Raw genomic sequence first — 19,502 nt, forward strand, 5'->3', positions numbered from 1 at the left:
GCAGGCGGGCGCCGTTGGGCATCGGGATCCACGTGTCGCGGACCGTCACGCCGGCGGGCAGCCCGTCCGGTGCGCCGATCCCGGTCAGCGTCGTGCTCATGCGTCCTCCCAGTTCCTGATCCGGTGCCCGTCCCCGTGGTCGGCCCACCCGTCGGTGTGCCGCCAGTGCTGCACGCCGTCGTCGACGTCCGGCAGCTCGGTGACCCCGGGTTCGAGCGTCGCCGCCAGCAGCGTCCGCGTGTAGGGGTGGTTCGGTCCGCTGAACACCCGTTCGGTCGGGCCGATCTCGACGATCCGCCCACCGGTCATCACCGCGACCCGGTCGGCCACGCCCCGCACGACGGCGAGGTCGTGGCTGATGAACAGGCAGCTGAGCCCCTCGTCCCGCTGCAGGTCGGCGAGCAGCGCCAGGATCCCGGCCTGCACCTGCACGTCGAGCGCCGTGGTGATCTCGTCCGCGATCACGAGCCGCGGCCCGGCTGCCAGCGCCCGGGCGATCCCGACGCGCTGCCGCTGGCCGCCGGAGAGCTGCGCGGGCAGGCGGTCGGCGAACTCCGGTCCGAGCCCGACCTTGGTCAGCAGGTCGTCCACCCGGGCGCGTGAGCTCGAGCCGGTGAACAACCGGAGCGGTCGTGCGACGGCGGCGCCGACCGTGCGGCGGGGGTTGAGCGAGGTGTCCGCGTTCTGGAAGACGAGCTGCACCGCACGGCGGAGCTCCGGACGGCGGGCGGCGACCGGGTCACGCAGGTCGCCCGAGGTCGTCCCGTCGTCGTAGGTGAACATGCCCGACTCCGTGGGGACCAGCCCCGCCAGAGCGGTCGCGAGGGTCGACTTGCCGCTGCCGGACTCGCCGACGACGGCGAGCGTCTCGCGCGACCCGATCGTGAACGACACGCCGTCGACCGCGGCCGGGAGGCCGCGTCCGTACCGGACCACCAGGTCGCGAGCGTCGACCACGGGGCGGCCGTGCCGGACGGGAGGACCGGCTGCGGCGGGTGCGTCGGTGACCGTCTCCGGGACGCTCGCGTCGTGACGGAGCCGGTCCGGGCCTCCCGACCGGGTGCCGTCCGGCACCGCGGCCAACAGGGCCCGCGTGTACTCGTGCTGCGGCGCGGCGAAGAGCGACGCGGTCGAGCGGTGCTCGACGATCTCGCCGCGACGCATCACGGCGATCTCGTCGGCCATCGCCGAGACGACGCCGAGGTCGTGGCTGACGAGCAGGACCGCCATGCCGAGCTCGCGCCCGAGGTCGGCGACCAGGTCGAGCACGGCAGCCTGGGTCACGACGTCGAGCGCGGTGGTCGGCTCGTCGAGCACCAGGACGCTCGGTCGCGCGGCCACGGCCATCGCGATCGCGATGCGCTGCTGCTGTCCGCCGGACAGCTGGTGGGGCCAGCGCCGGGCGATCGTGTCCGGGTCCGGGAGCCGGACCATCCGCACGAGCTCGATGACGCGCTCCGGGTCGTCGGGCTCGCCGTGGGCGCGGAGCGCTTCGCGGATCTGCTCACCGACCCGCATCGACGGTGTCAGGGCCTGTCCGGCGTTCTGTGCGACGACCGACGCGGTGCCGCCCCGCAGCCGTCGCGTCGCGGACGGTGACAGGGCGAAGACGTCCTGTCCGGCGACGGTGACGCTGCCGGCGACGATGCGGGACCCGGTGCGCAGGTGCGCCAGCAGGGTCCGCGCGACCGTGGACTTGCCGCTGCCAGACTCGCCGACCAGCCCGAGGGTCCGGCCGGCGGCGATCGTGAACGAGACACCGCGGACGACGGGCACCTCGGTGCGTCCGGCGGCGTAGGAGATCGCGAGGTCCTGGACACGGACGGGGACAGCGTCGGTGACCGCGTCGGTCGGGGCGTGCGTGTGCGTGGCGGTCATGCGCTCGTGGCTCCCTGCGTTGCGCGGTCGACACCGAGTGACTTGCTCAGCCCGTCCGCGGCGAGGTTGAGGCCGACCACGAGCGTCGCGAGTGCCACGATCGGCGCCAGCGTGCCGAGCGGCACGACGGTCAGGGCGGTGCGGTTCTCCTGCACCATGAGTCCCCAGTCGGGTGTGGGCGGGTTGGCGCCGAAGCCAAGGAAGGACAGCGACGCCACGAGCAGCACGATCCACGACGCCCGCATCGCGTACTCGACCAGGACGACGTCGAGCACGTTCGGCAGGATCTCGCGGAACACGATGGACAGCGGTTTCTCGCCCCGTGCCCGTGCCGCCGTGACGTAGTCCTGCGTGATCACGGTCCGGGCGGCACCGCGCACCACGCGGGTCACGGCGGGTGCGTAGACGACCGTGACCGCGAGGACGATGACCCAGAGCCCGGCGTCGAACACGGTCACGACCACGAGCAGCGCCAGGATCGACGGCACGCTCAGCAGGGCGTCGACGACGCGCATGACGACCTCGTCGAACCAGTTGTCGGCGTAGGCGGTGACCGCGCCGAGCACCGTGCCGACCGCGATGGCGATCGTCGTGGCCAGGAACGTCACCAGCAGCGCGTACCGACCACCGTTCAGGGTGCGGGACAGGATGTCGCGGCCGTACTGGTCGGTCCCGAGCCAGTGCGACCACTCGGGCCCGGCGAGCACGGTGCCTGGGTCGGTGGCGACCGGGTCGTGCCCGGCGATGAGCGGCGCAGCGATCGCGAGCACGAGGTGTAGTGCGATCAGGCCGAGGCCGACGGAGAGCGCCGTGGACGACCGCAGCGGCGTCGCGATGCGGCCCAGGCGGGGTGCGATGGCGGTCATGCTGCCGTCCCTTCGTCGGCGCGGCTCGGGGCAGCGCTCGTGGTGGCGGTCCGACGTGCGGTGGCGCGTCGTGCTGCGGGTCGGACCCGGGTGCGACGCTGTCGGGTGCGCAGGCGGGGGTCGAGCGCGAGTGCCACCAGGTCAGCGGCGAGGTTGCACACGACGTAGACGACGGCGCTCAGGAGCGCGATCGCCTCGATCGTCGGCAGGTCCCGGTTGAAGACGGACTCGAGCATGAGCTTGCCCATGCCCGGGAAGTTGAAGACGTTCTCGACGACGACCACACCGCCGAGCAGCCACGCGACGTTGAGCGCGACGACGTTGAGCGTCGGCAGCAGGGCACTCGGCACGGCGTGCTTCCACACGACGCGGCGGAGCGTCAGGCCCTTGAGCTCGGCCGTCGTGACGAACTCCGACGCCATCACGTCGATCGTCGACGACCGCGCGGTCCGGACGATGTACGCGGCCATCGCCAGGGTCAGCACGATGATCGGCAGCCAGATGGAGGGCAGGAGCTCGCCGACCGTGGCGTCGCTCCCCCGCAGCACGACGGCGGGGAAGAGCGGGACGCCGATCGCGAAGAGCAGGACCAGGACCGTCGCGACCATGAACTCCGGCACGCTCATGACGACCAGGCTCACGATCGAGATGACCCGGTCCGTCGGACGACCACGGCGCACGCCGGCGACGACGCCGAGGGTCAGTGACAGCGTGACGCCGACCAGCATCGCGGGCACGGCGATGAGCATGCTGTTGCGGAAGGCGGTGAACAGCGTCGGCGCGACCGGGTTCCCGCTCACGAGCGACGTGCCGAAGTCGCCGTGGGCAGCGCCGACGAGCCACTGGCCGTACCGGAGCCACACGTTCTGGTCGAGACCGAGCGTCTTCCGCAGCGCGGCGACGGCGTCGGGGGTGGCGTTCTGTCCGAGCAGCTGCTGGGCGACGTCCCCGGGCAGCGCCTGCACGGCCAGGAACACGAAGAGCGAGGCGAGGACCACCGTCAGCAGGGCGATGCCCACGCGGCGGACGACGGGGAGCAGGACGTTCATCGGCGCAGTCCGATCCGGAGGTAGTCGAACTCGAACCCGAACTCGGCGTAGTTGACGACGTCCCGGGAGAGCCCGACCAGACGGTCCCCGAACATCGGCGTCATGTCGGCACCGTTCTCGACCACGACACGCTGGGCGTCCTGGTAGAGCGTCAGACGCTTCGCGTCGTCCATCTCGGCGCGGGCCTGATCGAGCATGGTGTCGAAGCCCGTGTCCGACCACGCGCTCTCGTTGTAGGACGAGCCGGTGCGGAAGATCTGGTTGAGCAGCTGGTCGATCGGCCGGCCGGTGAACCAGTAGCTCACCATCAGCGGCTTCTGCATCCAGATCTGCGTGTAGTACGAGTCGGACGAGGCGTTCTTGATGGTCAGGTCGATGCCCGCTTCGGCGACCTGGTCGCGGTACGCGACCGCCAGCGGGGTGAAGACCGACTCGTAACTGGACGTGTAGATCGAGGTGGCCAGACCCTCCCGTCCGGCCTGCTTGAGCAGGCTCTTCGCCTTGTCGGGGTCGTGCTCGCGCGGGACGTCGACGAACGCGGCGAGCTGTGGTGGCACCGGGTTGTCCCACCCGGGCGACCCGGTGCCCTGCAACGCGGTCTGCACGATCGACTTCGGGTCGTACGCCAGCTTCATGGCCTGTCGGACCCGGTTGTCGCTGAACTCCTTGCTGGTCGCGAGCATAGGGATCGTGTACCACTGCGCGTTCACGGAGCGGGCGACCGTCGCGCGGTCGGACGCGGCGACGACCCGGGCGGTCGCGAAGTCCAGGTTCGTCTGCGAGATCAGGTCGATCTGCCCGGCGAGCAGGGCGTTCACGCGAGCGGTGGTGTCCTGGATCGAGAAGAAGTCGATGCCGTCGAGCGCGGGACGACCGGCGAAGTGGTCGTCGAACGCCTCGACGCTGCCGGCGCCAGCGGGGGTGAACGACGACAGGCGGAACGGACCCGTTCCGATCCCGGTGCGGCCGATCGTGCTGATCGCGGAGGCGGGCACGATGTAGCACTGGTACGCCGTCAGCAGCGACGGGAACTCGGCGTTCGGCTTCGTCAGGTCGAAGCGCAGCGTGGACCGGTCGACTGCGCGCATGGACTTCGCCGTCATCACCTCGCCGAGCACTCCGGCCTGGGGGGAGCCGGTCGCCTCGTCGAGGATGTGCCGGATGCTGGCGATCGCGTCGTCCGCTCCGAAGCGCGAGCCGTCGTGGAAGCGCACGTCTTGGCGCAGGTGGAACGTCCACACGGTGCCGTCGGCGTTCGCGGACCACTCCTTCGCCAGGTCCGGCACCGTCCTGCCGGATTCGTCGAGCTTGACGAGCCGGTTGTACAGCGCACCGAGGTACTCGTAGGCGGACAGCGAGCTCGCCGAGTCGAGGGTCTCGGCGGCGGACGCGGCGGGCCGGGCGATGCGGAGCCGGCCGCCGCGGCGGGCGAGCCCGGTGGCGGCCTGTTCGGGCAGTTCGGGGGTGCCCGCACTGGCGCCGGAACTGCACCCGGTCAGGGTGAGCAGGCCGAGGCCGGCGAGTCCGGCTGCACCGGTGAGGAGCGAGCGACGGCTCGGCCCGCGCCGCGGGTATTCGGGTGTGTGGACGACGTGCTGCATTCGGGGTGGCCCCTCCTGGTAATCGTTCCGGTGAACGATAGAGGGCTTCACCGCCCCTGGCGAATCCTTCGACGCCCCCGGCGGCACAGTTCACGAACCTGTTACACGCCGGATCGGCGTCGAGGGGCCATGATCGACACAGGGAACGCTGACCGACTGGGAGAGCAACGATGGCGAGCTTCACACGGGGTTTCGGCGGACGCCGTCGCGACCAGGACGACTCCCGCATCCCACCGGGTCAGACCCTCGTCCGCGACTGGCCGGTCCTGTCCGCCGGCGCGACGCCCGAGATCGCCCCCGCGGACTGGAGCTTCTCGATCCGCACCGAGTCCGGGCTGACCGAGTGGACGTGGGACGAGGTGCAGGCACTCGGGGTTCAGGACGTCACGGTCGACATCCACTGCGTCACGCACTGGACCAAGCTCGACATGCCCTGGCGCGGGGTGCCGCTCGACGCGCTGTTCGACCAGGTCGAGACGTCCCTCGACTACTGCATGGTGCACAGCTTCGGCGGGTACACCACCAACGTCCCGCTCGACGAGCTGCTGGACGGCAAGGCCTGGATCGCCTTCGAGGCGGACGGCGCGCCGCTCGAGCCCGAGCACGGCGGACCCGCGCGGCTGCTCGTGCCGCACCTGTACTTCTGGAAGAGCGCGAAGTGGGTGCGCGGGATCGTCATGCAGGCCGACGACGAACCGGGCTTCTGGGAGAACGCGGGCTACAACCTGCACGGCGACCCCTGGAAGGAGGAGCGGTACTGGTGAGCGGTCCTGCTCCGTCGATCACGTCCGACACGTCCGCCACCGATCTCGTCGGTCTGGAGGCCCGGGCCGGCTCCGTCCCGCCGCCCGCGCCCCGCAGGCGGCCGACCTGGCACGAAGCGACCGTCGCGTCGGTCGCCCAGGAGACCCCGAACGCCCGGCGCATCGTCCTCGACGTGCCGACCTGGCCGGGCAACGACCCGGGGCAGCACCTGGACCTGCGTCTGACCGCAGAGGACGGCTACCAGGCCACCCGCGCGTACTCGATCGCCTCCGCGGGCGACGGCACCCGGGTCACCCTGGCCGTCGACCGGGTCGACGACGGCGAGGTCTCCCCGTTCCTGGTCGACGCGGTCGAGGTCGGCGACGCCCTCGAGGTGCACGGACCGCTCGGCGGCTGGTTCGTCTGGCGCCCCACGCGGTCGTCGCGGCCCGTGCAGCTCATCGCCGGTGGCTCGGGCATCGTCCCCCTGCTCGCGATGGTGTCGACGCACCAGGAGCTCGACGACCCGCAGCCGTTCCGGATGCTCTACGCCGTGCGGACCCCGGAGGACGTCTTCTTCCGCGACGAGCTCGCTGCCGCCGAGGCCGCCGCGGCGCCGTTCGCACTGACCGTCGTGTACAGCCGCCGCTCCCCCGCCGGTTCGTCCACCCCGAGCGGCAGGCTCACCCGCGAGGCCCTCGCCGCCGCGGTGCTGCCGCCGGAGGACGGGGCATTGGTCTACGTGTGCGGTTCGACGCCCTTCGTCGAGCAGGTCCTCACCTGGCTCGGCGAGCTCGGGCACGACATCCGCGACGTCCGTGCGGAACGGTTCGGAGGCAGCTGATGACGGTCCTCGACGGCAACGCACTGGCGGGTGTCCTCAGCGAGGTTCTGGGGCCGGACGCCACGGTCGCGCGGTTGCGGTGCACGGGGTGCGGTGAGCTCGGTGCCCTGGGTGAGACACGGGTGTACCGGACGGCGATGGGGGCGGTCGCCCGGTGCCACGGCTGCGACGCCGTGTTGGTCACCGTGGTGACGAACGGGCCGCATCGGTGGGTCGGGATGCCGGGCGTCCGAGCGGCTGCGTTCTGAACCAGGACCGTTCCGGGCCCGGAACCACAACAGCCCTGAGCCGGAACCACAACAGCCTCGACCGAGGTCGAGGCTGTGTGAGGGCCGGGTGGAGCCGGTTGTTCCCGAGCGGATGACGAGATTCGAACTCGCGACCCTCACCTTGGCAAGGTGATGCGCTACCACTGCGCCACATCCGCATCGCACGACCTGACGACCGCGCTGCACCGAGTGTAGCCGTGTCCACCCGATCCGGACGACCCGCGGGCGGTTCCGGGCGTGTCCGTGTTCACTCGGGAGCATGAGTGAGTTCGTGAAGGAAGTCCCCGACGACGGTCCCGCCGAGCCCGACGTGCACGGCGTGGACCTGGTCGACGGGGACGAGCCGGCCGTCCGCATCCTGGTGCGCGGCGACCTGCCGGACACGATCGAGCACGACGGCAGGACCTGGCGGGCCACGGACGAGACCCACGACGCCGGGGACGCCCCCGCGATCAGCGTGTTCCGACCGGCCTCCTGAGCGGCTCGGCGGTCAGTACGGCCGGGTCTGCAGGTCGTCCTGCCGGACACCGGCTGCGACCGCCACGGACCGGACCTGCGTCGTGAGCTCCTCGTCACGCAGGTGCTTCGAGAACCCGACGACCGTGCGGTACGCCGGCAGGTCGATCGTGGTCCACTGCCCGTTGTCGACCGTGATCCGGAGCGCGTCGACCTTGCCGAAGCGGTACCGACCCGCGGCGCTGGTCTCGCCGTTGCCCACCGAGCGGATCGCCGCGCGTGGGATGCCGAGCAGGAGGCGCGGGGTGCTGCCGCCGACGTAGATGCCGATCCCGTTCTGGTCGGCGACCACCGTCGCGTGTCCGCGGCGTGGGACGGTCTCCGTCAGCGTGACGTTGAGCATCGCGGCCACGCGGCGGACGTCCGTCGCGACGTCCTTCTGCAGGAGCACCGGCACCAGGTGGGCGCCGGGGTGCTGCTGTGCCAGCGCGGCCTCGCGTCTGCGGGTCGTGGCGTTCTGCACGCCCCGGACGATCTCGACGATGACGAAGAGCCCGACCGCGTACAGCACGAGCGTGCCGATCACCGCGGGCGTCGACATGCCGTCCTCGTGCTCGCGGTACGCCAGGTACCCGAAGCGCAGCACCAGGTACGCGCCCACCACCGTCATGCCGATCAGTCCGCCACGTCGCCGACCGGATCCGTTCTCGTTCCCCATCCGGCCAACCCTAGGTGCACGCTCGACCGGGCGGCCGGACCTGCGTGTCCTCTCAATCCCGAGGACCGGTCGCTCCCGGCGTCGGCGGTGCTGGGAGACTCGGGACATGGAGCTGCGTGTCCGAGCGGAACGACCGATGTCCGGCGAACTGCGGGCGTTGTACGACGCGGTCGGTTGGTCCGCGTACACGGACGTGCCTGGACAGCTCGAACGGGCCATCCAGGGTTCCTCCCTCGTGCTGACGGCACGCGACGGTGCTGGCCGTCTGGTCGGGCTCGCGCGGACGGTGTCGGACGGGACGACGATCGTCTACGTCCAGGACGTCCTCGTGGCTCCCGCTGCACAGGGACAGGGTGTGGGCGGTGCCCTGCTGGACGAGGTGCTGCGACGGGCGGCCGACATCCGGCAGGTCGTGCTCCTGACGGACGCGGAGCCACTGCAGCGTGCCTTCTACGAGGCCCACGGTCTCGTCGAGACGCAGGACGTCCGCCCGGCGCAGCTCCGGTCCTTCGTGCGACTCGCCTCGCCAGCGCCGACGCCCGCGTGGGTCGTCCGGCACGCCGGTGTCGAGGACGCCGAGGGCATCGCGCGCGTCCACGCCACGTCGTGGCGGGAGACGTACGGCCGCTTCGTCGACGACCCGGACACGCACCCCTGGTTCGACGTCGACCGGCGGATCGCGATGTGGCGGACGGAGCTCGCCCGAGGGGCCTTCCCCACCGTGGTCGTCACGGACCAGACCGGCGTCGTCGGCTTCGCAGCGGTTCAGACCGTGACCGAGCCCGATGCGGTCCGGCCCGAGGAACTGACCATGCTCTACGTCCTCGCTCGTGCCCACGGCACCGGGGCCGGCCAGACGCTCCTCGACGCGGCACTCGGCGACCGGCCGGCGTCACTCTGGGTCGCCGCCGACAACCCGCGCGCCCATGCGTTCTACCGTCGGAACGGCTTCGTCGCTGATGGGACCACGTCGAGCTTCGGCCCGATCGCCACGACCGTGCGGCTGGTCCGGTGACCCGGCTCTGACGACAAGGACCTGCACGGCGCAGATCCACCGCGTGCTCGGATCAGGCGTCGTCGGTGCCTGTGGCGGGCTCCGGGAACCGCATCGTCGCGCGGGTGCCGCCTGACGAGGACGGACCGAGCTCGACCGTGCCGCCGTGCACCTCGGCGACCCACTCCACGATGGACAGCCCGGTCCCCGTGCCGGCGGGGCGGGGTGCGCGCCCGTCGACGGCACGACGGCCCGGGGCCCCGCCGTCGTCCGCGACGACGAACGCCCGCTCGCCGACGGTGACCTCGACACGACTGCCGGGCGCGTGGCCGAGCGCGTTCTCGACCAGGTTGCGCACGGCCTGGGCGATGAGCTCCGGGTTGCCGCGGACCACGGTCTCGCGGGCGTCGACCTGCACGTCGTCACCGGCCTCGAGGTCCGCGACCGTGACCTCGACGAGCTGGTCGAGCCGGAGCCGGCGCATGCTGACAGCCGCGCCGGACTGGTCGGCCCGCGCCCGTGCGAGCAGGCTCGTGACGAGCATGCTCATGCCCGCGAGTCGGCGGTCCAGCGCGCGGAGCGCTCCGGTCGCCGTGTCCGGGTCGCGGAGCCCCGACTCCGCGATCAGCGCCATGGTGGCGATCGGCGTCCGCAGCTCGTGCGCCGCCTCGCGGAGGAACTGCTCCTGCTGCTCGGTCTGGCGGACGGCGGGTCGCATCGCGATGCCGGAGAGCAGGTGTCCGGCGAGGGTGGCCACGCTCACCAGGCCGAGGACCGCCGCGACGAGCCCGAGCACGACGGTCTGGTGGTCGACGCTCGAGCTCGGCGCGGTCCCGACGAGGACGGTGGCGTCACGGGCCTGCGGCACGGGGACCGCCACCCACCGCGTCAGGGTCCCGGACCGGTCGGACGTCGTCGTCGACGCGCTGCCCGCACCGTGCCGGACCGCAGCGTCCAGGCGTTCAACCGTGCGGGCGGAGGGGAGCTCCCGCGCCGCGGGCTCGGCGTACTGCAGGGCGCCGTCGATCACGATCCCCGTCGGCGCGGTGCCGATCGCGTTGAGGCCGACCGCGGTGTCCAGGTTCGCTCCGGGCGGCGCCGACGAGAAGACCAACCCGTCGGCGTCGATGTCGATCCCGAGCGCGATCCGGTCGGCGTGCACGAGCAGTTCACGGTCGACGCGCTCCCGGTCGACCTGGTCCTGACGGGCGGCGAACGTGGCCAGCCCGACCAGGCACGCGGCGGTGGTCAGGGCGAAGAACGCGGTCATGCACCACCGCACCCACGCCAGCCGCCGTCCGGCGGCGCTGCGGGACGGACGGGTCACGACCGGATCCGGTACCCGACACCGCGGAGGGTCTCGATCGGATCAGGTGGACCGAGGCGTCGGCGGAGCTGCGCCACGACCGCGTCGACGACGTTCGACGTCGGGTCCGTGCGCTCGTCCCAGCACCCTTCGAACAGGTCCGTCCGGGTGCGGACCTCGCCGTCGGCGGCGAGCAGCATCTCGAGCACCGCGAACTCCTTGGCGGTCAGCGAGAGCAGGACACCACCGCGGGTGACCTCGTGCCGCGGCACGTCCAGTGCGACGTCCCCGGCGCGGAGGATCGGGGCACGGGTCCGGCCACGCCGTCGCGTGACCGCGCGGACCCGGACCTCGAGCTCGGCGAACGCGAACGGCTTGACCAGGTAGTCGTCGGCACCGACGTGGAACCCGTCCACGCGGTCCTCGACGGTGTCGCGGGCGGTGAGCACCACGACGGCGACCTCGTCACCGCGCTCCCGCAGCTGGCGCACGAGGGTGAGCGCGTCCCCGTCGGCCACCATCCGGTCGAGGACCAGGCAGTCGTAGTCGGTGACCGTGACCGCGAGGTCGGCCTCGGCGATGGTCGCGACGTGGTCGGCCGCGAACCCGGCACGGTGGAGTCCCGCGGACACCTGCGCGGCCAGGTCGAGGTCGTCCTCGAGCAGCAGCAGACGCATCCGGGTGCTCCGTCCTGCCCGGGGTCGGTCCCGGACACGCAGAGCCTGCCAGGTGTTCCGTGAGACCCACGTGAGACGCCCCGTCTCACGGTCGTCTCATCGAGGGGCGATCATGGTCGAACCCATGAACCACACACCCAGGTCGCACACGCACCACACACGCACCGCCCGCACGACACGATCGACCCTCCTGCTCGCCGGCCTCGGCGTCGTCATCGTGGGCCTCGCCGGCTGCGCCGCAACCGCCACCACCGGGGACCCGGCGATCACGACGGGGCCGTCCGGCTCGGCCACCACGGCGTCGGACTCCCAGATGAGCCCGACACCGACCGCCACGACCCCGACGAGCGGCACCTCCGCGTCGAGCACGACGTCGGCCGGTGGGTCGTCCGCTCCCGGCCGCTGCGGCGTCGACACGCTCTCCGCGTCGACCACGAAGGACCTGCACACGGACGTCGACATCGACGTCCCGGTCACGATCACGAACACCGGCTCCGCCGCGTGCACGATCCAGGGCTGGCCGGGTGTCTCGTTCGTCGGCGGCGGCAACGGCGCCCAGATCGGGCCGGGCGCGTACCTCGACCGCCAGACCCCGCACCCCACCGTGACCCTGTCCCCCGGTGCGGCCGCCCACTTCGTCCTGCACGTCACACGCCCGGGTGACGGCTCGAACGCGTCGTGTGCTCCGCGGTCGGCGGACGGCCTCCGTGTCATCCCGCCAGGGTCCACGCGCTCGCTCTTCGTCGAGGCCCCCGGCTACCAGGCCTGCTCGTCCGACCTGCCCCCGACGATGTCGGTGACGGGCATCCAGGCCGGCGCCGCCTGAACCGGCGCGAGCCTCAGCGGCGCGAGGACACCACCGTGCTCACGCGCAGGTCGTCGAAGGTGCTCGTGAACCCGGTCCCGCCGAGCGAGATCAGCCCGATGCGCGGCGTGTCGCCGAGTGCCGCCGTCCAGGTCCCGCCCTGCACGAAGTGCCGACCGTCCACGCTGGTGGACGCCGTGTAGTGGTCCTCGCCGTCGACGACCCGGTGCACGATCCGCAGCGTCGTGGCGTCGCCCACGGGGCCGACGACCATGTTGCCGTAGGTCGGAGCCCCGGCGGGCTGCCCGGAGGCCTGCTTGCCGAACTCCGTCTGCCGGGTGTCGTAGATCGAGTTCGACACGAGCCGGACGTAGTCGCTGTCGGACCCGTACACGATCAGCCCACCCTGCACGTAGTTGTACACTCCGTCACCGCTCGCCGGGGTGTCGACCGACACGGTGGTCTCCGCCACCCAGTCGCCACGGGGAGCCGGTTCGGAGAGCACCGAGGCCAGCGGTGTCGCCGGTGGGTGCAGGTCCGCCGCCTGCGTCTGCCACCGGAACGCACCGTTGGAGACCGTCCACGTCGACGCGTCCGGTTCGCGGGTCCACGTGAGCGTCGGCGGCAGCGCGGAGCCGTCGAACTCCGTCGACGCTTCGCGGATCAGGCGACCGGGCACGTCGACGGGGGCGACGGACGCACGGTACGTCGGCCGCTCCCCCGGCTGTGCGACCGGCCCGGGCTGGACGGTGTCCGACGGTCCCGCACCTCCACGGACCGACGGCCACCCGCCCTGCCAGTCGAGCGGGTCGATCAGCACCGGCCGCTTCGTGTAGGTCGGCTGCCCGGCGTAGTACGGGTCACCGCGGTCGACCGCGTGGTAGATGATCCAGGCCTGCCCGGCGAAGTCCGTCACCACCGTGTCGTGCCCGGTGCCCACCCACCGGTTGCCGTTCTGCGCGAGCAGGGGCGTTCCGCCCACGCGGGTGCTCGTGATCGACACGCCGTCCCGGTCGAGAAACGGTCCGAGGGGGCTGCGCGACCGCGCCACGAACACGCCGTACCCGGTCAGGGCACCGTTGCAGCAGTTCGTGGCCGATCCCATGAACCACCACCAGCCGCCGTGGCGCATCAGGTACGCGCCCTCGTACCGGTTGTCGATCGCGATCAACCGCTCGCTCGACGGGTCCGATCGCAGCCCGTCGCGGCTCAGGGTGCGGACGTGCACCCCGCCGAAGTAGCTGCCGAAGTAGACGTAGGTCGTGCCCCGGTCGGTGATGACCTCGGGGTCGAACTCCCACCGCTGCCCGGTGCCGGTCGGCGCGGCCTGCGGAGCGACCACCGGACCGCCCGAGTCCGTCCACGGGCCGGTCGGGCTGGAACTCGTCGCCACCCCGACCGCGGAGCCCCCGCCGGTCGGAGCGGTGGCGCCGGGCGTGTCCGAAGCGGCGTAGTACAGGTACCAGCGCCCGTTCCGGAAGACCACGTCGGGCGCCCAGATGCCGTTCGCGTCGCCGACCCAGGCGGGTTTCGTGGTGAACGCGTCGCCGACGTACGTCCAGTGCGTCAGGTCCGTCGACCGGTAGGTCGGGACGACGTGCTGCACGAGCGACCCGTCCGGGTCCAGCTCGGTCGCGGTCAGCGCGTCCGACGTGCAGTACAGGTACCAGTTGCGGTCGCGTCCGACGCCGTGCACAGCGCTCGGGTCGGCGCAGCTCGCGGCGGTCTGCCCGTCGGGCAGCGCGAGCGCCATCGGGTTCTGGTGCATCGGAGCGGCGTGGCCGCTCCGCGATGCGGGCGCGGCACCCGGGGTCACGGCAACAGCCGGGAGGGCCGGTGTCAGTCCCACGATCAGGGTCGCCACCGCGATCAGGGCGGTCAGTGCTCGGCGCACGGGGTCTCGCTCTCGCTCGTCGTTGAGGAGGTGCTGGTCCTGCTGGTCCTGCTGCTGCGCGAGCGTACGCCGACGTGGCCCGGTCGGCCAGGCTGGATCGACCCGGTCGTGACGGCTGCGGCGCGGTCACCGAGCTCCGGCGGAGCAGGGGTCCGGATCCAGCGGTGACGGATCGGGTCGACGATCCCCGGCTCCGACGAACCGGATCCGTCACGCGCGCGAACGAACCGCCTCGGCCAGCGGGGCACGCGCAACGGCCGGGGCACCAGCTGCACGGACCGCCGGGACGGTCAGGACGAACGCCGTCGCTCCCCCGGGCGGGCAGACGAGCTCACCGCCGTGGGCACGGGCGATGCCGCGGGCGATCGGCAGGCCGAGCCCGGCACCGCCGCTGCGGTCGTCCCGCCCGGCATCGAGTCGGACGAGCCGGTCGAAGATCCTGGTGCGTTCGGCCTCGGGCACGCCCGGGCCGTCGTCCGTGACCCGCACGACGACCTCGTCCTCCGACCGTCCGACGGACACCTCGACGGAGCCGACGCCGCCGGTCGCCCGTGCGGCGTTCTCGAGCAGGTTGCCGACGACCTGTCCCAGGCGGTCGCCGTCCCCGGTCACCGTGACGGGTGCGTCCGGTGTCCGGACGCGCACCCGCAGGCCCGGGGCTCGGAGGCGCGCGCGGTCGGCCTCGATCCGGACCACGGCACCGAGGTCGGTGGGCGCCAGGGCGAGCTCGAGTCCGCGGTCGACGCGCGCCATCAGGAGCATGTCGTCGACCAGGCGTGATGCGCGGCCCGCCTGTCGCACGACGTGTACGGCGAGGTCCTCACGCTCGAGCGGGTCGAGTGGTGCGCGGACCAGGGTGTCGGCAGCGGCGCGGATACCCGCTACCGGGGTGCGCAACTCGTGCGCGGCGTCGGACAGGAACTCCCGCATCCGTGCCTCGGCCTCGAGCGCCTGTCGCTCCGCGCCCTCGACGGCGTCGAGCATCTCGTCGAAGGCCACGGCGACGCGACCGATCTCGGTGTCCGCTCGTCCGGGGCGCAGTCGTCGTCCACGGTCGCCGTGGGCGATCGAGCGCGCCGCGCGTGTCATCTCGTCGAGGGGCCGCATCGTGCGACGCACGACGAGCACGAGGCCACCGGCAGCGAGCAGCATGAAGCCCGCCGACGCGCCGAGCATCACCCAGCGGAGCTCGCCGAGGACCTCGTCGACCGACCCGGTGCCCGCCGTGAGCCGGATGGTCGACCCGTCGCTCAGGCGGGAGACCAGGGTGACCAGGCGGTCCTGTGCGGTGACCCGCGAGGACGTGATCGTGACCTGCGCGCCGGAGCGGCCCGTCGCCGTGGAACCGGCCGTCCCGCTGCCCGACGCCGATGTGTCGTCGGTGGACGAGCCTCCCGGACCGGACCCGGCGGGACCGGACCCGGCGGGACCGGGGAGACCGGCCGGGTCGGGTGGGCCCTGGCGCAGTTGGTCCGGGGTGGGACCGGCCTCGACCGATCCGCCGTCGCTCGTCGTGATCGTGACGGACAGGCCCTGCATCGAGAGCCGGTCGGCCAGGTCGTCGGCGTCCACCGTGCCGACGAGTGCGGCTGCGGCGGAGGCCCGGTCTCGCAGACGGTCCTCGATCTGCGTGCGGAGCCGGTCGCCGAGCGTCGCCTGCACCGCGACCGAGAGCGCACCGAGCAGCACGGCGAGCAGGACCAGGACCGCCACCACCGTGCGGGTCCGCAGCGAGCCGGTGCGCAGGGACGCGGGCGGCTGGGCGGCGGCCGTCACGCGGCCACCGCACTGAGGCGGTACCCGATGCCGCGCACGGTGTGCACGAGGCGGGGGCCGTGTGCCTCCATCTTGCGGCGGAGGGCGCTGAGGTGGACCTCGACCAGGTTCGGGTCGACGCTGTCGTAACCCCACACCTGCGTCAGGATCTGGCCCTTCGACATCGTGCGCCCGCGGCTCTCGGCGAGGAACGCGAGCAGTCGGTACTCCGTCGCGGTCAGGTCGAGGGTGACTCCGGCCCGGCGCGCGACTGCCGCGTCCGGGTCGAGCACCAGGTCGCCGACCTCGACCACCGCGGGGATCCGTCCCCGGCGACGCAGCACCGCGGTGACACGGGCGACGAGCTCCGCCATCGCGAACGGCTTGACCACGTAGTCGTCGGCGCCCTCGGCGAAGCCGCGCAGGCGGTCGTCGACCTCGTCGCGGGCGGTGAGCATCACGATCGCCGCGTCGGAGGACGTGCGGACGCGCGCGGCGAGCTGGATGCCGCTCGCGCCGGGGAGCATCCAGTCGAGGACCACCAGGTCGGGCACGAACTGCGTCAGGTCGCGCTGCAGGTCGGACCCGTCGGGTGCGTCGAGCACGACGAGGCCCTCGTCACGGAGTGAGCGGGCGACGGAGACGCGGATGGTGTCGTCGTCGTCGACGAGCAGGACGCGGGCTGGAGTGGGCACGGCGGACACGGTACGTCGCACTCGCAATCACCGAGCATGGAAGCAGCTGGGCGCAACCTGTGCACGCGAGATGCTTCAGTGATGCTTCAGATCTGACTCCGAGCGTGGTCGTCACCGGCAGGACCGCCGGCCCGGCAGCAGCCGGAGACGAACTGGAGACACCATGACGAACAACGACGAGCCGACCCGCGAGTTCCCCCGCCACGACGCGGACGGACAGCCCACCGAGCAGTTCCCGCACCACCAGCTCCCCATGGCCTCCGCCGCACCCGCCGAGTCGAGCGCGCGCCGCTCCGGTCTGGGTCGACGGCTCGGGATCGGTGCCGCGATCGTCGCGGTCCTGATCGGCGGCGTCGGTGTGACGGCCGCGGTCGCCGCGGGCAACGACGGGGGCAGCACGCCCGTCTCGGCCCCCAGCGGTGCGCCGTCCGGTGCGCCGTCCGGCGCTCCCTCGGATGCGCCCTCCGGGGGTCCTGCGGCGGGCGGACCCGCCGCCGGTCCGGCTGCCGGTGGCCCCGGTGGTGCCGGCGCGATCTGCGGCCCGGCCGCCGGTGCCGCTGCGGCCCCGGCCCCGGGCGGCGACGCTCCCACGCCGCCGAAGGACGCCCCGAAGCCGCCGACCGCCCAGGACGGTGCCGTAAAGGGCAGCAAGGACGGCAAGGACGCGCCGACCCCGCCGACCGATGCACCCAAGCCGTCCGACGCACCGACCCCGTCCGGCGCGCCGTCCGCCCCGACCGAGGGCCCGACGTCCGGGTCCTGACCCGCACTGCGGGTACGTGTCACACCCCACCGGCGTCGTTCCCCGTCGGACCGGGTCCGTGCCGCGACGGCACGACCCGGTCGGCGGGGTCAGCTCCGGACGTCCCGCTCGGCTCGGTCGAGGGACGCCCGGAGCACCGACGCCGTCTGCTCGGCCGACGCCGCGCGTGCGTCCGTCCCAGCGTCGGCGAGTCGCTCGGCCAACCGCAGCGCGGCTCGTAGCACGATCGGCTGGTCCTCCCCGTAGGTGCGGACGCCCTCGAAGACCGAGTCGACGAGGTCCTCGAGCCGCGGCCAGTGCGGCGTCACCCGGACCGTCCCGTCGTCGTCGAGGTACCCGGTGACCCGCTCGCGGTCACGCCAGGCGGGCACGAGCGCAACCGCCGCCATGTCGGGCGCACTGACTGCCGTGTAGGGGTCGTTCGAGCCGGTCGCAAGCCCGCGCACCGCGATCTCGACGAGCTGCTGCAGCGCGAAGCGGACGTCCTGCAGCGGGGTCCTGGCCGTCCCGGTCATGATGCACGCGCGGACCTGGCGGGCGGCCCCGTCGCCGGTGCCGTCGTCGTCCACTGCTCCCCCGTCGGTCGCCGTGTCGGCCACGTGCACGACTGCGATCGGATCCCCGACGATGACGTGGTCACCGGGCATCACGCACAGGTCGAGCACACGGTCATGCCGATCGGCCCACGAGACCAGGCGCTCCCACTCGACCGACTGCACGTAGCCGTCCTGCGCCGCGCGGATCGTCCTGCCGCCCTCGCGGTCGGGCCCCTGCGGTGCGACGGTGACGGCGTCGTGCGCGTCGTCCCGGTCGACGAAGGCCTGGTCGACGGCGGCCACCAGGTCCACCTGCACCTGCTTCTGCAGCGAGGTGATCTGCACGCTCGTCGCGATGTGATGGATGAAGAAGACCAGGACGCCCACGTCGAGGATCCCCATCAGCACGGCCACGTGTACGGCGATGACGGGGACGAACGCGGAACCGTCGTCGACGTCCGTGTGGACCGAGCGGACGACGACGATCGCGTAGAGGAACGTCGCCGTGAACGCGGCGAGCACGAACTGGTTCGCCCGGTCGGCCATGAAGTTCCGGACCAGGCGCGGGCCGTAGGTGGACGAGGTCGTCGCGAGCACCGAGATGGTGATCGAGAACGACGTGCCCGCGACGGTCAGCATCGCCGTGCCGATCGTCGTCAGGATGGACCGGCCGCCGCTCGCGCTCAGGGAGTCGAGCACCGCGATCCGGACACCACCGTCGATGACCGCCCGGTCGACCGCCACCAGCACCTCGGCCAGGACGATCGCCGCGATGCCCAGCAGCGCCGGCAGGAACCAGAACGACTCCCGGACACGCAACGTCATCGTCCGCACGGACACCACCAGCCTCTCGCTCGACCCGAAGATGACCGCCCGGAGTCCCCGTGTGGAGTCTGCCAGGAGCCACCCGCCGAGGGCCGCGTCGACGTCAGGCGGCCAGGCCCCGCACGACGTCGTGCACGACCTCGGCCGCCCGGGCCGCGGCGTCGTCGAGGTGCAGACGGAACTCGTCGCCGTCCGGTGCGCACAGGTCGCTGATGCCCCGGACCGAGACGAACGGCATCGCGTGCACGTGCGCGAACTGGGCGATGGCGGCCGACTCCATGTCGACGGCCGCCACGGTCGGGAAGGCGTCACGGAGCACGCGCGCGCGGTCCTCGGTCACGAAGACCTCGCTCGACCCGATCGTCGCCGACCGCAGCCGGTGCCCGGTCTTCGCACCCAGTGCGAGTGCGACCATGCGGGGATCCGGGGCGTAGCCGGTCGGCATGCCCGGCACCTGTCCGAGCGCGTAGCCGAACGCCGTGGCGTCGGCGTTGAGGTTGACGTAGCGGTCCCCCACGACGACGTCGCCGATGGCCACCCCGTGCATGAGCCCTCCGGCCGTCCCGACGCTGATGACGGGCACGGCGCCGAAGTCGTGGAAGCAGTGCGCGACGGCCGCGGTCGCGTTCGTGAACCCGATGCCGCTGCGACGGACGGCGACCGTAACGCCCTCGACGTCGAGCAGCTGGTGTCCGTCGTGGCCGCCGACGGGGCCGTACTCGGACGGGACCCCGCCGATCAGGTCGGCGAAGGCGTCGACCTCTTCGCTCATCGCCGCGATCACCACGGCGACCGGTGCTGCCCGCTCGTCCACCAGACGATCCTTC

19 protein-coding genes and 1 tRNA gene are annotated in these 19,502 nt (G+C 72.5%); 7 read left to right on the forward strand and 13 right to left on the reverse strand.

The window, feature by feature from the left end:
* Positions 1–96: 96 nt before the first annotated feature.
* The 4 genes from ASG04_RS12235 to ASG04_RS12250 are packed head-to-tail and all read right to left on the reverse strand — an operon-like array spanning position 97 to position 5,394.
* Positions 97–1,878 (reverse strand): dipeptide ABC transporter ATP-binding protein, encoded by a 1,782-nt coding sequence (locus tag ASG04_RS12235; RefSeq protein WP_056124680.1) that lies wholly within the window; start codon positions 1,876–1,878, stop codon positions 97–99.
* Positions 1,875–2,744 carry an ABC transporter permease gene (locus tag ASG04_RS12240; RefSeq protein WP_056124683.1) on the reverse strand — a complete coding sequence of 290 codons (870 nt, stop codon included), beginning with the start codon at positions 2,742–2,744 and terminating at the stop codon, positions 1,875–1,877. Before ASG04_RS12240 ends, ASG04_RS12235 begins: the two co-directional genes overlap by 4 nt.
* Positions 2,741–3,793 carry an ABC transporter permease gene (locus tag ASG04_RS12245; protein WP_056124686.1) on the reverse strand — a complete coding sequence of 351 codons (1,053 nt, stop codon included), beginning with the start codon at positions 3,791–3,793 and terminating at the stop codon, positions 2,741–2,743. The genes ASG04_RS12240 and ASG04_RS12245 overlap by 4 nt, the downstream gene beginning before the upstream one ends.
* The gene (locus tag ASG04_RS12250; protein WP_056124694.1) at positions 3,790–5,394 is read right to left on the reverse strand and encodes an ABC transporter substrate-binding protein; all 1,605 of its coding nucleotides are present in this window, start codon (positions 5,392–5,394) and stop codon (positions 3,790–3,792) included. The genes ASG04_RS12245 and ASG04_RS12250 overlap by 4 nt, the downstream gene beginning before the upstream one ends.
* A 170-nt stretch (positions 5,395–5,564) precedes the next feature.
* On the opposite strand from ASG04_RS12250, the gene ASG04_RS12255 reads away from it, so the two are divergent.
* From ASG04_RS12255 to ASG04_RS18095, 3 genes are read left to right on the forward strand one after another with little or no spacing between them, the layout of a single operon-like run.
* Positions 5,565–6,158 carry a molybdopterin-dependent oxidoreductase gene (locus ASG04_RS12255; protein WP_056124698.1) on the forward strand — a complete coding sequence of 198 codons (594 nt, stop codon included), beginning with the start codon at positions 5,565–5,567 and terminating at the stop codon, positions 6,156–6,158.
* Positions 6,155–6,982, forward strand: coding sequence for a ferredoxin reductase (locus tag ASG04_RS12260; protein WP_235515532.1), 828 nt, complete (start codon positions 6,155–6,157; stop codon positions 6,980–6,982). The genes ASG04_RS12255 and ASG04_RS12260 overlap by 4 nt, the downstream gene beginning before the upstream one ends.
* Positions 6,982–7,230: a DUF6510 family protein gene (locus ASG04_RS18095; protein WP_056124702.1), complete on the forward strand. Its 249-nt coding sequence runs from the start codon at positions 6,982–6,984 to the stop codon at positions 7,228–7,230. Before ASG04_RS12260 ends, ASG04_RS18095 begins: the two co-directional genes overlap by 1 nt.
* Positions 7,231–7,337: 107 nt before the next feature.
* Here the strand turns inward: ASG04_RS18095 and ASG04_RS12270 are convergent.
* Positions 7,338–7,409, reverse strand: a tRNA-Gly gene (locus ASG04_RS12270).
* A 101-nt stretch (positions 7,410–7,510) separates the two neighbouring features.
* On the opposite strand from ASG04_RS12270, the gene ASG04_RS12275 reads away from it, so the two are divergent.
* A complete protein-coding gene (locus ASG04_RS12275; protein WP_056124705.1) occupies positions 7,511–7,729 on the forward strand; it encodes a hypothetical protein in 219 nt (72 codons plus the stop codon).
* A 12-nt stretch (positions 7,730–7,741) separates the two neighbouring features.
* Here the strand turns inward: ASG04_RS12275 and ASG04_RS12280 are convergent, their stop codons facing one another.
* A complete protein-coding gene (locus tag ASG04_RS12280) occupies positions 7,742–8,425 on the reverse strand; it encodes a hypothetical protein (protein WP_056124708.1) in 684 nt (227 codons plus the stop codon).
* 106 nt (positions 8,426–8,531) lie between these two features.
* On the opposite strand from ASG04_RS12280, the gene ASG04_RS18040 reads away from it, so the two are divergent.
* Positions 8,532–9,440 carry a GNAT family N-acetyltransferase gene (locus ASG04_RS18040; RefSeq protein WP_321164488.1) on the forward strand — a complete coding sequence of 303 codons (909 nt, stop codon included), beginning with the start codon at positions 8,532–8,534 and terminating at the stop codon, positions 9,438–9,440.
* A 52-nt stretch (positions 9,441–9,492) separates the two neighbouring features.
* On the opposite strand, the gene ASG04_RS12295 is transcribed toward ASG04_RS18040, so the two are convergent.
* Positions 9,493–10,746 carry a sensor histidine kinase gene (locus ASG04_RS12295; protein ID WP_056124711.1) on the reverse strand — a complete coding sequence of 418 codons (1,254 nt, stop codon included), beginning with the start codon at positions 10,744–10,746 and terminating at the stop codon, positions 9,493–9,495.
* Positions 10,743–11,402 carry a response regulator transcription factor gene (locus ASG04_RS12300; RefSeq protein WP_056124714.1) on the reverse strand — a complete coding sequence of 220 codons (660 nt, stop codon included), beginning with the start codon at positions 11,400–11,402 and terminating at the stop codon, positions 10,743–10,745. Before ASG04_RS12300 ends, ASG04_RS12295 begins: the two co-directional genes overlap by 4 nt.
* 124 nt (positions 11,403–11,526) lie before the next feature.
* Here ASG04_RS12300 and ASG04_RS12305 point away from each other — a divergent pair, with 124 nt between their 5' ends.
* Positions 11,527–12,228: a DUF4232 domain-containing protein gene (locus ASG04_RS12305; protein WP_162241718.1), complete on the forward strand. Its 702-nt coding sequence runs from the start codon at positions 11,527–11,529 to the stop codon at positions 12,226–12,228.
* A gap of 13 nt (positions 12,229–12,241) precedes the next feature.
* Here ASG04_RS12305 and ASG04_RS12310 read toward each other — a convergent pair whose 3' ends face one another.
* The 3 genes from ASG04_RS12310 to ASG04_RS12320 form a co-directional block, all read right to left on the reverse strand.
* Positions 12,242–14,101 (reverse strand): family 43 glycosylhydrolase, encoded by a 1,860-nt coding sequence (locus ASG04_RS12310; protein ID WP_056124721.1) that lies wholly within the window; start codon positions 14,099–14,101, stop codon positions 12,242–12,244.
* A 210-nt stretch (positions 14,102–14,311) separates the two neighbouring features.
* Positions 14,312–15,877 carry a sensor histidine kinase gene (locus tag ASG04_RS12315; protein WP_056124724.1) on the reverse strand — a complete coding sequence of 522 codons (1,566 nt, stop codon included), beginning with the start codon at positions 15,875–15,877 and terminating at the stop codon, positions 14,312–14,314.
* Positions 15,874–16,551 carry a response regulator gene (locus tag ASG04_RS12320; RefSeq protein WP_181436951.1) on the reverse strand — a complete coding sequence of 226 codons (678 nt, stop codon included), beginning with the start codon at positions 16,549–16,551 and terminating at the stop codon, positions 15,874–15,876. Before ASG04_RS12320 ends, ASG04_RS12315 begins: the two co-directional genes overlap by 4 nt.
* A 163-nt stretch (positions 16,552–16,714) precedes the next feature.
* On the opposite strand from ASG04_RS12320, the gene ASG04_RS12325 reads away from it, so the two are divergent.
* Complete coding sequence (locus ASG04_RS12325) at positions 16,715–17,314, forward strand: hypothetical protein (protein WP_056124730.1); 600 nt, start codon at positions 16,715–16,717, stop codon at positions 17,312–17,314.
* Positions 17,315–17,403: 89 nt separating this feature from the next.
* Here the strand turns inward: ASG04_RS12325 and ASG04_RS12330 are convergent, their stop codons facing one another.
* Positions 17,404–18,675 carry a DUF2254 domain-containing protein gene (locus tag ASG04_RS12330; protein ID WP_156463650.1) on the reverse strand — a complete coding sequence of 424 codons (1,272 nt, stop codon included), beginning with the start codon at positions 18,673–18,675 and terminating at the stop codon, positions 17,404–17,406.
* Positions 18,676–18,778: 103 nt separating this feature from the next.
* On the reverse strand, positions 18,779–19,489 hold the full coding sequence (gene mtnN / locus ASG04_RS12335; protein WP_056124735.1) for a 5'-methylthioadenosine/S-adenosylhomocysteine nucleosidase: 711 nt from the start codon (positions 19,487–19,489) through the stop codon (positions 18,779–18,781).
* Positions 19,490–19,502 lie beyond the last annotated feature (13 nt).

It is taken from the genome of Curtobacterium sp. Leaf183 (assembly GCF_001424385.1).
Classification (GTDB): domain Bacteria; phylum Actinomycetota; class Actinomycetes; order Actinomycetales; family Microbacteriaceae; genus Curtobacterium.

What these genes read in the sequence shown, in the direction of transcription:
- ASG04_RS18095 (WP_056124702.1), top strand. Translation starts at nt 6,982, where the DNA reads ATGACGGTCCTCGACGGCAACGCACTGGCGGGTGTCCTCAGCGAGGTT.
- ASG04_RS12235 (WP_056124680.1), bottom strand. Translation starts at nt 1,878, where the DNA reads ATGACCGCCACGCACACGCACGCCCCGACCGACGCGGTCACCGACGCT.
- ASG04_RS12275 (WP_056124705.1), top strand. Translation starts at nt 7,511, where the DNA reads ATGAGTGAGTTCGTGAAGGAAGTCCCCGACGACGGTCCCGCCGAGCCC.
- ASG04_RS12305 (WP_162241718.1), top strand. Translation starts at nt 11,527, where the DNA reads ATGAACCACACACCCAGGTCGCACACGCACCACACACGCACCGCCCGC.
- ASG04_RS12250 (WP_056124694.1), bottom strand. Translation starts at nt 5,394, where the DNA reads ATGCAGCACGTCGTCCACACACCCGAATACCCGCGGCGCGGGCCGAGC.
- ASG04_RS12240 (WP_056124683.1), bottom strand. Translation starts at nt 2,744, where the DNA reads ATGACCGCCATCGCACCCCGCCTGGGCCGCATCGCGACGCCGCTGCGG.
- ASG04_RS12255 (WP_056124698.1), top strand. Translation starts at nt 5,565, where the DNA reads ATGGCGAGCTTCACACGGGGTTTCGGCGGACGCCGTCGCGACCAGGAC.
- ASG04_RS12300 (WP_056124714.1), bottom strand. Translation starts at nt 11,402, where the DNA reads ATGCGTCTGCTGCTGCTCGAGGACGACCTCGACCTGGCCGCGCAGGTG.
- ASG04_RS12245 (WP_056124686.1), bottom strand. Translation starts at nt 3,793, where the DNA reads ATGAACGTCCTGCTCCCCGTCGTCCGCCGCGTGGGCATCGCCCTGCTG.
- ASG04_RS12280 (WP_056124708.1), bottom strand. Translation starts at nt 8,425, where the DNA reads ATGGGGAACGAGAACGGATCCGGTCGGCGACGTGGCGGACTGATCGGC.
- ASG04_RS18040 (WP_321164488.1), top strand. Translation starts at nt 8,532, where the DNA reads ATGGAGCTGCGTGTCCGAGCGGAACGACCGATGTCCGGCGAACTGCGG.
- ASG04_RS12325 (WP_056124730.1), top strand. Translation starts at nt 16,715, where the DNA reads ATGACGAACAACGACGAGCCGACCCGCGAGTTCCCCCGCCACGACGCG.
- ASG04_RS12330 (WP_156463650.1), bottom strand. Translation starts at nt 18,675, where the DNA reads ATGACGTTGCGTGTCCGGGAGTCGTTCTGGTTCCTGCCGGCGCTGCTG.